The organism is Paraburkholderia antibiotica (assembly GCF_012927125.1).
Classification (GTDB): Bacteria; Pseudomonadota; Gammaproteobacteria; order Burkholderiales; family Burkholderiaceae; genus Paraburkholderia; species Paraburkholderia antibiotica.
In genome coordinates, this window is sequence record NZ_JABBFZ010000005.1 from 169,415 (window position 1) to 181,932 (window position 12,518).

General features: G+C 66.0%; 13 protein-coding genes. 10 read left to right on the top strand and 3 right to left on the bottom strand.

Features of this window, described 5'->3' with window-relative positions:
- Window positions 1–13: 13 nt before the first annotated feature.
- The 3 genes from HHL14_RS11710 to HHL14_RS11720 are packed head-to-tail and all read left to right on the top strand — an operon-like array spanning window position 14 to window position 5,006.
- A complete protein-coding gene (locus HHL14_RS11710; protein ID WP_169497767.1) occupies window positions 14–1,300 on the top strand; it encodes an MFS transporter in 1,287 nt (428 codons plus the stop codon).
- Window positions 1,300–2,418 carry a 2,3-butanediol dehydrogenase gene (locus HHL14_RS11715; protein ID WP_169497768.1) on the top strand — a complete coding sequence of 373 codons (1,119 nt, stop codon included), beginning with the start codon at window positions 1,300–1,302 and terminating at the stop codon, window positions 2,416–2,418. The genes HHL14_RS11710 and HHL14_RS11715 overlap by 1 nt, the downstream gene beginning before the upstream one ends.
- A 59-nt stretch (window positions 2,419–2,477) precedes the next feature.
- Entirely contained in the window at window positions 2,478–5,006 is a 2,529-nt protein-coding gene (locus HHL14_RS11720) for a GNAT family N-acetyltransferase (protein ID WP_169497769.1), read from the top strand.
- A gap of 27 nt (window positions 5,007–5,033) precedes the next feature.
- Here the strand turns inward: HHL14_RS11720 and HHL14_RS11725 are convergent, their stop codons facing one another.
- Entirely contained in the window at window positions 5,034–5,579 is a 546-nt protein-coding gene (locus tag HHL14_RS11725; RefSeq protein WP_169497770.1) for a hypothetical protein, read from the bottom strand.
- A 126-nt stretch (window positions 5,580–5,705) separates the two neighbouring features.
- On the bottom strand, window positions 5,706–6,482 hold the full coding sequence (locus tag HHL14_RS11730; protein ID WP_169497771.1) for an IclR family transcriptional regulator: 777 nt from the start codon (window positions 6,480–6,482) through the stop codon (window positions 5,706–5,708).
- A 245-nt stretch (window positions 6,483–6,727) separates the two neighbouring features.
- Between HHL14_RS11730 and HHL14_RS11735 the strand changes: the two genes are divergently transcribed.
- From HHL14_RS11735 to HHL14_RS33580, 7 genes are all read left to right on the top strand, one after another.
- Window positions 6,728–7,768, top strand: a complete 1,041-nt coding sequence (locus HHL14_RS11735) for an aldo/keto reductase (RefSeq protein ID WP_169497772.1) — start codon at window positions 6,728–6,730, stop codon at window positions 7,766–7,768.
- 6 nt (window positions 7,769–7,774) lie between these two features.
- Window positions 7,775–8,605, top strand: a complete 831-nt coding sequence (locus HHL14_RS11740; protein ID WP_169497773.1) for an amidohydrolase family protein — start codon at window positions 7,775–7,777, stop codon at window positions 8,603–8,605.
- Window positions 8,606–8,652: 47 nt separating this feature from the next.
- Window positions 8,653–9,396, top strand: coding sequence for an SDR family oxidoreductase (locus tag HHL14_RS11745; protein WP_169497774.1), 744 nt, complete (start codon window positions 8,653–8,655; stop codon window positions 9,394–9,396).
- A gap of 67 nt (window positions 9,397–9,463) precedes the next feature.
- Complete coding sequence (locus tag HHL14_RS11750; RefSeq protein WP_169497775.1) at window positions 9,464–10,312, top strand: ureidoglycolate lyase; 849 nt, start codon at window positions 9,464–9,466, stop codon at window positions 10,310–10,312.
- A gap of 388 nt (window positions 10,313–10,700) precedes the next feature.
- Entirely contained in the window at window positions 10,701–11,375 is a 675-nt protein-coding gene (locus HHL14_RS33170; RefSeq protein ID WP_230413000.1) for a hypothetical protein, read from the top strand.
- A gap of 10 nt (window positions 11,376–11,385) precedes the next feature.
- Window positions 11,386–11,805: a DUF4279 domain-containing protein gene (locus HHL14_RS11760; protein WP_169497776.1), complete on the top strand. Its 420-nt coding sequence runs from the start codon at window positions 11,386–11,388 to the stop codon at window positions 11,803–11,805.
- Between the two features lie 11 nt (window positions 11,806–11,816).
- The gene (locus HHL14_RS33580) at window positions 11,817–11,948 is read left to right on the top strand and encodes a hypothetical protein (protein ID WP_268966609.1); all 132 of its coding nucleotides are present in this window, start codon (window positions 11,817–11,819) and stop codon (window positions 11,946–11,948) included.
- A gap of 11 nt (window positions 11,949–11,959) precedes the next feature.
- Here the strand turns inward: HHL14_RS33580 and HHL14_RS11765 are convergent, their stop codons facing one another.
- The gene (locus HHL14_RS11765) at window positions 11,960–12,394 is read right to left on the bottom strand and encodes a PaaI family thioesterase (RefSeq protein ID WP_169497777.1); all 435 of its coding nucleotides are present in this window, start codon (window positions 12,392–12,394) and stop codon (window positions 11,960–11,962) included.
- Window positions 12,395–12,518 lie beyond the last annotated feature (124 nt).

Consider the following 12,518-nt stretch of genomic DNA (forward strand, 5'->3'; position numbering starts at 1 on the left):
GTCGAGGTCCAACATGAAAAGTACATCTTCATCGGGACGCTGGTGGTCGTACGAGAACAAGCTCCTCGCGATTCTGTTTCTGACGTTCGGCTTTGTCTTTTTCGACCGGCTTGCGTTGTCGTTTCTTTTTCCATTCATGTCGGCGGAGTTGCATTTAACGAATGCGCAACTGGGCATGGTGTCTTCGGCGCTTGCGCTGACGTGGGCGTTGTCGGGCGCGGCGACCGGCGCGTGGTCCGATGCGCGTGGGACGCGCAAGCCGTTGCTGATCGCGGCCGTGTTGGGATTTTCCGTGTTCTCGGCGGTCTCGGGCATGGTCACCGGCTTTGCTGGGCTGCTGGCGTTCCGCGCGCTGATGGGCATCGCCGAAGGTCCCGTGCTGCCGCTCTCGCAATCGCTGATGGCCGAAAGTTCGACCCCGAGCCGGCGCGGACTCAACATGGGGCTTCTGCAGGGATCGGCCGCCGGCCTGCTCGGCGCGATGATCGGGCCGCCGGTCGTGATCCATATCGCGACGACGTACGGCTGGCGCGAAGCGTTCTACGTGTCCTGTATTCCGGGTTTTCTGATCGCGTGGGGCATCTGGCGTTGGGTTCGCGAGAAGCCGCCCGGTGGAACGCAACTCGCGCAGGCGTCGACCCTGCCCGCGACCAGCCGCTGGGCGCTGCTCAAGGAGCGCAACGTGCTGCTCTGTGTGCTGATCAGCTGCTTCTTTCTCACCTGGTTCGTCGTGATCATCTCGTTCGCACCCACGTTTCTGGTGTCGACTCGCCACTTCTCCCCAACCGACATGGGTCTCGTCATGAGCTGTCTTGGCGCGGCGTGGGTGGTCTGGGGCTTCGTGGTGCCAGCGATCTCCGACCGGATCGGACGTAAGCCGACGATGATCCTGTTCGCGCTGGTGGCCGCACTGTGTCCGATCTCGCTCCTCTATGTCGATTCCGCGTACGCCCTTGGCGTGCTGGTGTTCCTGACCTATACCGGCCTCGGATGTTTCACGCTGTTCATGGCGACGATCCCCGCTGAGACGGTGCTGCCCCACGCGATGGCGAGTGCGCTCGGTCTCATCATGGGGGCGGGAGAGTTGATAGGGGGTTTTCTCGCGCCGACGGTCGCCGGCCTGGCAGCGGATAAATACGGGTTGTCGGTCGCCATGTGGATGTCGTCGGGCGGCGCGCTGCTTGCCTGCCTGCTTTCATTCGGATTGGTCGAAACGGCTCCGGCTGTGCTCGATCGCCGCGCGTTGGCCGGGCGGGCCGCCGCGAGCCTTGGTGTGCGAAACGCGGGAGGGCGTTCCTGATGCGGGCATTACAGTGGTTTGGGCCGCGCGACGTGCGGCTCGTCGATATTGCGATTCCGGAGGTGGGACCCGACGAGGTGCGTATCGAGGTCGCGTACTGCGGCATCTGCGGCAGCGATCTTCACGAATATGCCGATGGGCCTCACGCGATTCCGATCGGGACGCCGCATGCGTTGTCGGGTCGAACCGCGCCCTTGACCCTCGGTCACGAATTCTGCGGCACGGTGGTCGAAGTCGGCGCCCACGTGACGACGCTGCGCGCGGGCGATCGGGTCGCGGTCGAACCCGAGTATCGGTGCAGCCGTTGCATGTATTGCCGCATTGGGTCGTACAACCTGTGCGAGTCGATGGGCTTCGCGGGGCTGATGGGCGACGGCGGGATGGCCGACTACGCGGTCGTACCTTCTTACATGCTCTATCGCCTGCCGGACACCGTCAGTCTGCGGCAGGCGGCTGTGCTCGAACCCGCGGCGGTGGCGTTGCATGCGCTCAGACGTGGCGATCTGCGGCTCGGCGATACCTGCGCGGTGTTTGGCCTCGGGCCGATCGGCTTGCTGCTCGTGGTGCTCGCGCGCCTGCAGGGTGCGTCGACGATCGTCGCGGTCGATGTCTCGCCCGAGCGGCTCGCGAAAGCCGTCGAGCTGGGGGCGACTCACGCGTTCGACGCGCGTGCGTACGACGCGCTCGCATTGAACGAGGCCATCCGCGCGGCGACGGGCGGTCCCGGCGTCGCCGTCAGCTTCGAGGCGGCCGGCTTGCCGAGTACCTTCGAGAGCGCATCGAGGGCTTTACGCAAGGGCGCTCGGCTCGTGATGGTCGGGCTGATGCCGCATGCGAGCTTCGACGCATTCCGCGCTGTCAATGACGAACTGACCATTACGACCAGCGTCGGCTATAGGCATGCGTACGACGACCTGCTGCGGATGGTCGAAGCAGGCGTCATCGACCCGGCGTCGATCGTCACGAAGACGGTCACGTTGGAGGACGCGGTCTCAGGAGGATTCGACGCGCTGCTCAACGATCGCAGCCAGATCAAAATCCTCGTCGCGCCGGGGCTGGAGCCCGGTCTGGCCGCGCATTCCACGCCACTGTCGCGGACTTCGCCTATGCTGACGTAACCGCGCGCACCATCGCGGCGCTGGTTTACTCCTCCAACCGCAACCCGCCCGGAGCGCCCGTGACCGTCCGCAATCTCGACGCCCTGTTTCGACCCAAATCCGTCGCCGTGATCGGCGCGTCCGAGCGGCCGGGCAGCACCGGCGCGATGGTGTGGGCGCGCGTGCTCGAAGGCGGCTTCGACGGGCCAGTGTGGCCGGTCAATCCGAAGTACGACACGCTCGGCGAGCACGCGGTGATCCACGATGCCGGCGATCTGCCGCAGGCGCCGACCGTAGCGGTGATCTGCACGCCGCCCGCGAGCTGGCCCGCGCTGATCCACAAACTCGGCGGTATGGGCACGCGCGCGGCGATCCTGGTTGGTGAAGCGCGCAGCGACGAGGATCGGCTCGCGGTGCGGCATGCGCTGTCGGCGGCGCGGCCGCATTTGCTGCGGATCGTCGGGCCGGGCAGTCTCGGCGTGGTGTCGCCGGCGCTCGGCGCGCAACTGGGCGCGCCGTCGTGCAGGGTCAAGGCGGGCGGCGTCGCGTGGGTGTCGCAGTCGAATGCGCTGACCAACGCGGTGCTCGGTTGGGCCGAAGCGCGCGGGCTCGGTTTTTCGCATGCGGTCGCGCTCGGCGACGAGGCCGACGTCGATGCCGGCGACGTGCTCGACTATCTCGCGAGCGATCCCGGCACGCGCGCGATCCTGCTCGAACTCGACAGCGTGCGGGCCGCGCGCAAGTTCATGTCGGCCGCGCGCGCGGCGGCGCGCAACAAGCCGGTGCTGGCGCTGCGCTCCGGCCGCGACGATCCCGCCGATGGGCTCTACACGGCGGCGTTCCGGCGCGCGGGCCTCGTGCGTGTCGATGCGCTCGACGATCTGCTCGACGAAATCGAAACGCTCAGCGTCGGTCGCGTGGCGGCGGGCGGCACCGCGACGCTGATCACCAGCGACCGCGGCCTCGCGACGCTCGCGCGCGACGCGTTCGCCGCCGCCGGTGGCCTGCTCGCGCCGTGGCCCGCGGACGTATCGGACGCGTTGCGCGAGGTGCTGCCGCATGCGGTCGGCGGCAATCCGCTGCTGCTCGGCGACGGCGCGCGGCCCGAGCATTTCGGCACCGCGCTGAAGCTGCTCGCCGAACATCGCGTGACCGGCACCGCGTTCGTGGTCCATGCGTCGACCCACGGCGCGCCGGTCGACGAAGTCGCGCAGGCGCTGATCGACCACCACCGTTTCGCGTATCGCGGGCTGCTCGCGTGCTTCTTCGGCGGCGTCGATGCGGCGCGGCGCGATGCGCTGCACGCGCAGGGCATCCCGGTGCACACGACGCCGCAGCGGCTCGCGCGCGCGTTCGCGCGGCTGGTCGATTACCGGCTGGGTCGCGAGTTGCTGATGCAGACGCCGGAGGGGCTGCCCGCGCAGATTCCCGACGCGATCGACGCCGCCCTGGCCCAGGTTCGCGAGGCGGTCGCGGCCGGCGAGCATGAATTGACGGGGGCGGCGGCGGCGCGGTTTCTCGCGCGCTTTGGATTGCGGGTGGAGGGGGCGGAGGGCGAGGGACATGGCGCGGCACGCAATGCTACAAGCAGCACGACGACGGATGCCTCCGCGGGTCACGCAACCAACGCGGCGGCGGCGAGCACCGCCGACGGCGCAGCCGCAGCCGCAGCACCCCTGAGCACGTCGACGCTCAAACCCATCGTCGACATCGCCATCGAACTCCACGACGACGACAACTTCGGCCCCGTGTTCCGCTTCACCGCGCCCGCGATCGATGGCGTGTCCGACGCGTTGCGCGTCTACGGGCTGCCGCCGCTCAATCCGATGCTCGCGCGCGACATCGTCACGCGTTCGCACTACGCGCGGCTGGTCGCGCCGGAGCCGACGCTCGCGGCGCTGACGGCGCTCTCGCAGGCGGTCTGCGACGTGCGGGAAATCATTGGTTTGACGCTGGCGCTGCGGGTCTATCGCGACCGCGTGACGGTGGTCGATCCCGTGTTGCGGGTCGGCGCGCAGCGCAGCCGTCTGGCGATCGTGCCGTACCCGCGCCGCTTCGAGGAAACCGTCGACTGGCAGGGTCTGCGCATCACGGTGCGGCCGATCCGCCCGGAAGACGAAAGCGCGCATCGCGACTTCGTGCAGGCGATGACGCCGGAGGATTTGCGTCTGCGTTTCTTTGGCGCGGTCCGCACCTTCGACCATTCGCAACTCGCGCGCATGACGCAGATCGACTACGACCGCGAGATGGCGCTGATCGCGACGGCCGACACCGGCGACGGCGTCGAGCGCACGCTCGGCGTGGTGCGCGCGGTCGCCGATCCCGACAACGAGACGGCCGAATTCGCGGTGACCGTGCGCTCGGACCAGAAGGGCCGGCGGCTCGGTCAGTTGCTGATGGAGCGGATCATCGCGTATGCGCGGGCGCGCGGTACGCACTGGCTGATCGGCGAGGCGCTGCGCGAGAACGGCGCGATGATCGCGCTCGCGAAGGCATGCGGTTTCACGATCACGCGGACCGAAGATCCCGGCGTGGTCGGTTTCCGGATGCCGCTGGACGACGCCGAAGCGGCGGACGCGGGCGCGACGAACGCGCAGCCCGCGCGGTAACCGCCGGCGCGTTGAACTACACGGGGCTTACGCCGCCAGCTTCTGCGCGGCTTCGTCGACCTGGGCGCGTGTCACCGACAACTCGTCGAGCCATGCCGGCGCATACTCCGCGCCGGTTTCGCGCTCCAGACGCGCGATCGTCGCCGCGCAACGGTTCGCGTCTTTCAGAGTGGCGATAAACGACTTCACCGATTCGCCGGCCTTGAACGCGTCGAACAGCGGCACGCGGATTTCCTCGGGCAGCGCACGCGTGGTCCATTGATACGGCTTGCCGTTGAACGTCAGCGACGGCGGCAGCACGCGCTCCTTGCGCGCGGCCGGAATCAGGCCGTAGGTGCGCGCCGCTTCGCCGATCTGCTCGGGCGAAAACAGCTCGTCGGGCGTGATGTCGAACTGCTGGATGAAAGTCTCGATGCTTTGCATCGCCGCGGCGCGGTCGTCACGGCGCTTCTGCGCGTGCGCGACGATGTCGCGCAATTCGTCGGCCTCGGCGGCGGTGATCGTGAAGCTCGACTGCTTCTGCTGGAGTTCGGAAAAACGCTGGAATTCGGAATCGGTCAGAAGTTTGGCCATTGCTCAATCGATGCGCTCGCATGAGCCACTCATGCGGCGTAATTTTGGAAGGGCCGCCATTCTAAACCATGTGCGCGAGCGTGCCGCCGCGCGCGGCGGCGCCGCTCACTTTGCCCGTCACGCGGCCTAGTCCCGATGCATCGACAGCGCCTGCACCGTGTCGCGCAACAGCGCGGTGGCCGCTTCGAGCGTCGGCGCGACGTATTCGTCGATCCGTCGCAGATACGGGCAGGTCAGCACCGCGATCGCCTGACCCGACGGCCCGAGCAGCGGAAAGGTCAGGTCGGTGACGCCGAACGTCTGCTGACTGTCCTTCTGCGAAAAACCGGCCGCGCGGATGCGCTCGCAGGCTTCCTCCAGCGCGTCGCGATCGATCGTGACTTCGCCCTTCACCTTCGTGTGCTCGGCAAGCATCTGCCGGCGTTGCTCGACGCTCTGGAACGCGAGCATCACGCGCCCGGAGCCGGTGTCGATCAGGCCGACGCGCGAGCCGAGCCGCACCGACATGCCCCACGTGCCCGGCCCGTCGACCTGGGCGATCACGAGCAGGTTGCCACGGTCGTAGACGACGAGGTGGCACGACTGCTCGGCGGCGTCGGCGAAACGCTGCATCAGCGGCAGCGCTTCGGCGATCAGCCGGTTCATCGGCGGATGACGGTGCGCGAGCGCATACAGCTTCAGGCTCAGCGAATAGCGGTCGCCGGCCGCCGAGCGCACCACGTACTGCCGCGCGACGAGGCGTTCGAGCATCCGGTACATCTCGCTCGCGTTGCGGCCGAGTTGCCGGGTGATTTCGGCGCGCGTCAGACCCTCTTTCTGTTCGGACAGCAGCTCGAGAATGTCGAGGCCTTTGTCGAGCGCGGGGGCGCGGTAGCGGTCGTCGTCTTTGTCGTCTGCGTCCATCGTGATCTGCGGTGGAATTTCGTCTGGAGTTCTTATTATCTGATCTGAGTGGCGCCGCGCGTGGCAATTCACGAACGGGATCGCTGGCGCCAGGGAAAACCCGGGCCTCCATGCCGCGCACTTTGCTTGACTTGCGAAAATTCGGCTATGAATAATACGTTCATTGGTGAATGAATGCATGTTAGCGATGCGCGTGGGCGGCGCATGGTAAAACCAAGAGATAAATCCAATCTGGAGACGCGCTCATGACGGCATCGGTCGGATCGAAGCTCGCGCGGCGCCGCCGCATCGGCCGCGGCGCCTTGCAGGTGACCGGACTGAGTCTCGGCACGGCGCCGCTCGGCGGCCTGTACCGCGACCTGTCCGACGAGGAGGCCCACGCGACCGTCGCCGCCGCGTGGGACGCGGGCGTGCGCTACTTCGACACCGCGCCGCATTACGGCAACACCAAGGCCGAGCATCGGCTGGGCGCCGCGCTGCGTCATTACCCGCGCGGCGACTACGTGCTGTCGACCAAAGTGGGCCGCCGCTTCGTGCCGCGCACTTCGCCATTCGACGACCGCGAGGGCTGGCAGAATCCACTGCCGTTCGAAGCGATCTACGACTACACGCACGACGGCATCCTGCGCTCGTTCGAAGACAGCCAGCAGCGCCTCGGCATCGTCGATATCGACATCCTGCTGGTGCACGACATCGGCCGCGCCACGCACGGCGAGCGGCATCCGCACTACTGGCGGCAACTCACCGAAGGCGGCGGCTTTCGCGCGCTGGAGCGCCTGCGTTCGAGCGGCGCAATCAAGGCGGTCGGCCTCGGCGTCAACGAAGGCGCGGTGATTCTCGACGCGCTGGCCGAGTTCGATATCGATTGCGCGTTGCTCGCGGGCCGTTATACGCTGCTTGAGCAGAGCACCCTCGACGACCTGCTGCCGACCTGCGAAGCGCGCGGCGTCGGCATCCTGCTAGGCGGCGCGTTCAATTCCGGCATTCTGGCGCGCGGCGTCGAAGGCGATCTGAAGTTCAACTATGGCGCGGCGCCGCCCGAGGTGATCGAGCGCGTCGCGCGTCTGGAGGCGGTGTGCCGCGCGCATGGCGTGCCGCTCGCCGCCGCCGCGTTGCAGTTTCCGTATGCGCATCCGGCGGTCGCCACCGTGCTGACCGGCGCGCGCAGTGCCGACGAATTGCGCGAGAACGTCGCGTCGTTCGAGCAGCCGATTCCCGCCGCGCTGTGGTCCGCGTTGCGCGAGGCAGGCCTGCTCGACGCCCGCGCGCCCGCTCCTGAGGACTGATCCGACATGCCGATCGACGCTCATCAGCACTACTGGGACCCCGCGCGCGGGGACTACGAGTGGCTGACGCCGGAGCTGAAAATCCTTTACCGGCCGTACGGCCCGGCAGACCTGAAGCCGCTGCGCGAGCAGGCCGGCATCGAGCGGACCGTGGTCGTGCAGGCCGCGCCGACGCTCGACGAAACCCGCTACCTGCTCGACCTCGCGCGGCATGAGCCGTCGATTGCCGGCGTGGTCGGCTGGGTGCCGATGCTGTTGCCGACCGCGCCCGAGCTGATCGAGGCGCTCGCGCGCGAGCCGAAGTTCAAGGGCGTGCGGCCGATGCTGCAGGACCTGCCCGACGATGGCTGGATCGCGAATCCCGATCTCGCGCCGGCAATCGACGCGCTGATTGCGCACGACCTCGTGTTCGATGCGTTGATCTACGCGCGCCACGTGCAATACATGGAGATTTTCGCGCAGCGTTTTCCGGCGCTGCGCATCGTCGTCGATCATGGCGCGAAGCCACCGATCCGTTACGGCCAGGCCGGCTATCAGGTGTGGCGCGACGCGATCACGCGGCTCGCCGCGTTTCCGCACGTGCACTGCAAGCTCTCGGGTCTCGCGACCGAGGCGTCGCCCGGCTGGACTGAAGAGACGCTGCGGCGCTACGTCGAGCATCTGCTGGACACGTTCGGCCCCGCGCGGCTGATGTGGGGCAGCGACTGGCCCGTGCTCGACCTGAACGGCGACTATCTGCTGTGGCATTCGGTGGCGACCACGCTGCTCGCGTCGTTGAGCGACGCCGAACAGGCGGCGGTGTTCGGCGACAACGCCGCGGCGTTTTACCGGCTTTGATTCATGCAACCCAGCAACGTTAGCAGCCCATTCAACTGGAGTCGTAGATGACACAAAGACTGGCCGGCAAAACGGCCCTGATCACCGCGGCGGGACAAGGCATCGGTCTCGCCACCGCCGAACTGTTCGCACGCGAGGGCGCGCGCGTGATCGCCACCGATATCCGCATCGACGGCCTCGCCGGCAAACCGTTCGAGGCACGCAAGCTCGACGTGCTCGACGGCGCGGCAATCAAGGCGCTCGCCGCCGAAGTCGGTACGGTCGACGTGCTGTTCAACTGCGCGGGCTTCGTGCACGCGGGCAGCATCCTCGAATGCAGCGAAGAGGATTGGGACTTCGCGTTCGACCTCAACGCGAAGGCGATGTACCGTATGATTCGCGCGTTTTTGCCGGCGATGCTGGAGAAGGGCGGCGGCTCGATCATCAACATGTCGTCGGCGGCGTCGAGCGTGAAGGGCGTGCCGAACCGCTTCGCGTACGGTGCGTCGAAGGCGGCGGTGGTCGGGCTGACCAAGGCCGTCGCCGCGGATTTCGTCACGCGTGGTGTACGCTGTAACGCGATTTGCCCGGGCACGGTGTCCTCGCCGTCGCTCGAACAGCGAATCGCCGCGCAGGCCCAGGCGCAGGGCGCGTCCGTCGACGCGGTGCAGGCAGCGTTCGTGGCGCGTCAGCCGATGGGCCGCATCGGCAAGCCGGAGGAAATCGCCGCGCTGGCGCTGTATCTCGCGTCCGACGAGTCGTCGTTCACGACGGGCCAGCTCCACGTGATCGACGGCGGCTGGTCGAACTGATTCTGCTGGGCGCAACACGGCTCACCGAACCGAACACTACTTACTGAACGTAAAGGGAAGTGCAACGATGAAACTGCTTCGTTATGGGCCGAAAGGCCAGGAAAAGCCGGGCCTGCTCGACGCGCAAGGCAAGATTCGCGATCTGTCGAAGGTGGTCGGCGACATCGACGGCGCCGTGCTCGGCGACGAGAGCCTCGCGAAACTGCGCGCGCTCGATCCGGCCACGCTGCCGGTCGTCGAAGGCAATCCGCGCATCGGTCCGTGCGTCGGCAAGATCGGCAAGTTCATCTGCATCGGCCTGAACTACGCGGATCACGCGGCGGAATCGAATCTGCCGGTGCCGGCCGAACCGGTCATCTTCAACAAGTGGACGAGCGCGATCAGCGGTCCGAACGACGACATCGAAATCCCGCGCGGCTCGAAGAAGACCGACTGGGAAGTCGAGCTCGGCGTGGTGATCGGCAAGGCCGCGAAGTACGTCGACGAAGCGAACGCGCTCGAGCACGTGGCCGGCTACTGCGTGGTCAACGACGTCTCCGAGCGCGAATGGCAGATCGAGCGCGGCGGTACGTGGGACAAGGGCAAGGGCTTCGACACGTTCGGCCCGATCGGCCCGTGGGTCGTCACGCGCGACGAAGTCGCCGATCCGCAGAACCTGAACCTGTGGCTCGAAGTGGACGGCCACCGCTACCAGAACGGCAGCACGAAGACGATGATCTTCAACGTCGCGAAGCTGGTGTCGTACGTGTCGCAGTGCATGAGCCTGCAACCGGGCGACGTGATCTCGACGGGCACGCCGCCGGGCGTCGGCATGGGTGTGAAGCCGAATCCGGTGTTCCTGAAGGCGGGGCAGACGGTGCGCCTGGGTATCGAAGGCCTGGGCGAGCAGACGCAGACGACGTACGCGGCGGAGTGAGTTGGTGGCGGTTCAGGAGTGGCGCGCTTCGGTGTGTCGGTCTTGAGTCGCTGGAGATTCGCTAGCTGTAGCTGTATCGGCGTAAATCAGAAAGCCGTTCCCGTATTGTGCGGGGACGGCTTTTTTGTTTGTGATTTCCGTCGCCGATGGTTGGCAACGCGCCGACGCGTTTTCGGACTTTGGGTGGAAACAAATCATCCTTCGCCCATATCGCTGCTTGGCGTTGCCCTGTAAGTTAAGGGGCTGCCGGCGGAGTGCTGTTTCGTGACTCGTGCGAAGCATAGCTCTGGCCCCGCTGGCTTACCAATACGCGGTGCATCGGCCGCACGGACCGTCACGATGTAGCTGTTCATGTCGACAGATCGCATGCAGTGACAGGGGAGTATTCATGCTGTTCAGTATGGATTTCAAATTCCTGAAGGAGGGGTGGACGTTCAGGCTGGCTTCCTGGTGGGGCGGGATTGGCGCGCAATTGACCCGTGAGGACACTGCGGAAGTGCAGCAGGCGTTGGATGCCGCGCGCGCCGATTTTCTGTGGTGGGTGAATCCGGAGAGGTGGAGCACCAGCCGCCTGGATATGTACAGTCTGAGAGGCTTGCTGTCGTGGGGGGGCGCGGGACGCTATGCGGTCAACAAATTGACCGATGCGGAAGTGAGACGGGCGCTGTATGAGTTGTTGAAGCAGGGAACGCTGGTGTTTGTGCCGCCGAAAGAGGAGATCAGGCGGTATATCGAGGACAACCGCAGGCAACTGGCGGCGGTGCACAGAGCGGCGCAGCGAGAAGTGGCGGCGGAGGTGGCGATGCCGTTCAGTGACGCACGACCATTCACGTATACGCCGGGCTTGGTGAGCCGTAACGTCGAAGAACTGGCATCCAGCACGAATGAGCCGGACTACGCCGCGAAGATGTTGGGTTACGACCGGAAGACGTTCGGGAAGATGATTCACATGATGAAAGAAGACCATCAATTGCGCGGGGATCACAACGTTATCTGGCACGACAATGGAGACGTCGAGTTCAGAGGCACGATTATCGACAACATGCATGGCTGGGCACCCTGAGGGAAACGCGATGGCAACCGGACACAACCTCGCATATGCGTCGTTCACGATCTATCAGGACACGGAGCCGCCCGAATTCTGGACGAACTACTTCGGCGTGTCGCCTTCTCGCGCGGGAGTCAAAGGGCAATTTCGACCGATGCCGTCCGGTGCGATGAGCAGCACGCCGTGGCGACAAGGTATATGGAGTTTTTCGAGCGCCGATGCGGTAATCAGCGACGATTTGACACCGCACCTGCGCTATCTGATCGAGCGGCTCCAACTGCCGCGCGTAGATTTGGGCGGGCTTATCGCGCGCACCGGCGGTTCCATGCGCTTCTTCTGCTATTGGGATAACGAGTCTGGCGACCGGGTGACAGATGTGCCGGAAGACATTCGAACGATGATGGAAGCAATGGGCGGGACTGTCGAAGTTGACGAGTACCGTTAAGTGGATGGTCTTTGTCGAAGGCGCCCAATGGGCTGCTGAAGCTCGACCTCTTCTCGAACGTCGCTCCCGATATCCGGATTACGTGCAAGGAGGCGGTGGTCGTGGATTTTTGTCCCTACCTGCGCGAGCTTCCGCTGGCGTAATGCACGCCCTCTTATATCCCCTCCGCGTCCTCCCCACTCTCCCCAACCCGGCTAATCGTCCCCTGCGCGACCGCCACCAGCTTCTCGCGGTTGCCCTCCATCACATACACGCTGCACAGGCAGGTCGCCTGCTGCCGGCCCGCATGGATCACGTTGGCGCGCGCGATCAGCGTGCCGTTTATCGCCGGGCGCAGATAGTTGATCTTGTATTCGCCGGTCACGACCTTCGGGCCGAGCGACAGCGCGCCCGCGAAGGTCAGCGCATTGTCGGCCAGATAGCTGATGACGCCGCCATGCACGAAGCCGTGCTGCTGCCTCAGTTCATCGCGAATCGGTAGACACAGCGTGATTTCGTTGCCGCCGGCATGCATCAACTCCGCGCCTAGCAGCATGCTGAACGGCTGGGCGTGCAGTGCGCCGCGCGCCCGGTCGAGTAGGTCGGTCATCGTGGTTCCTTCAGGCAACGCCTCGTGAGTGCATCGAATGCGCCGGGTGCGTCGATGTGGCCGCGCCGGCGTGCTCCGCGCGGTTCCTACCCACTCTAGGAAGCGCCGTCGCGCTGCGCAAGGT

Coding starts and splice junctions, on each gene's coding strand:
- HHL14_RS11710 (WP_169497767.1), top strand. CDS start 14: ATGAAAAGTACATCTTCATCGGGACGCTGGTGGTCGTACGAGAACAAG.
- HHL14_RS11715 (WP_169497768.1), top strand. CDS start 1,300: ATGCGGGCATTACAGTGGTTTGGGCCGCGCGACGTGCGGCTCGTCGAT.
- HHL14_RS11725 (WP_169497770.1), bottom strand. CDS start 5,579: ATGGCCAAACTTCTGACCGATTCCGAATTCCAGCGTTTTTCCGAACTC.
- HHL14_RS11730 (WP_169497771.1), bottom strand. CDS start 6,482: ATGGACGCAGACGACAAAGACGACGACCGCTACCGCGCCCCCGCGCTC.
- HHL14_RS11735 (WP_169497772.1), top strand. CDS start 6,728: ATGACGGCATCGGTCGGATCGAAGCTCGCGCGGCGCCGCCGCATCGGC.
- HHL14_RS11740 (WP_169497773.1), top strand. CDS start 7,775: ATGCCGATCGACGCTCATCAGCACTACTGGGACCCCGCGCGCGGGGAC.
- HHL14_RS11745 (WP_169497774.1), top strand. CDS start 8,653: ATGACACAAAGACTGGCCGGCAAAACGGCCCTGATCACCGCGGCGGGA.
- HHL14_RS11750 (WP_169497775.1), top strand. CDS start 9,464: ATGAAACTGCTTCGTTATGGGCCGAAAGGCCAGGAAAAGCCGGGCCTG.
- HHL14_RS33170 (WP_230413000.1), top strand. CDS start 10,701: ATGCTGTTCAGTATGGATTTCAAATTCCTGAAGGAGGGGTGGACGTTC.
- HHL14_RS11760 (WP_169497776.1), top strand. CDS start 11,386: ATGGCAACCGGACACAACCTCGCATATGCGTCGTTCACGATCTATCAG.
- HHL14_RS11765 (WP_169497777.1), bottom strand. CDS start 12,394: ATGACCGACCTACTCGACCGGGCGCGCGGCGCACTGCACGCCCAGCCG.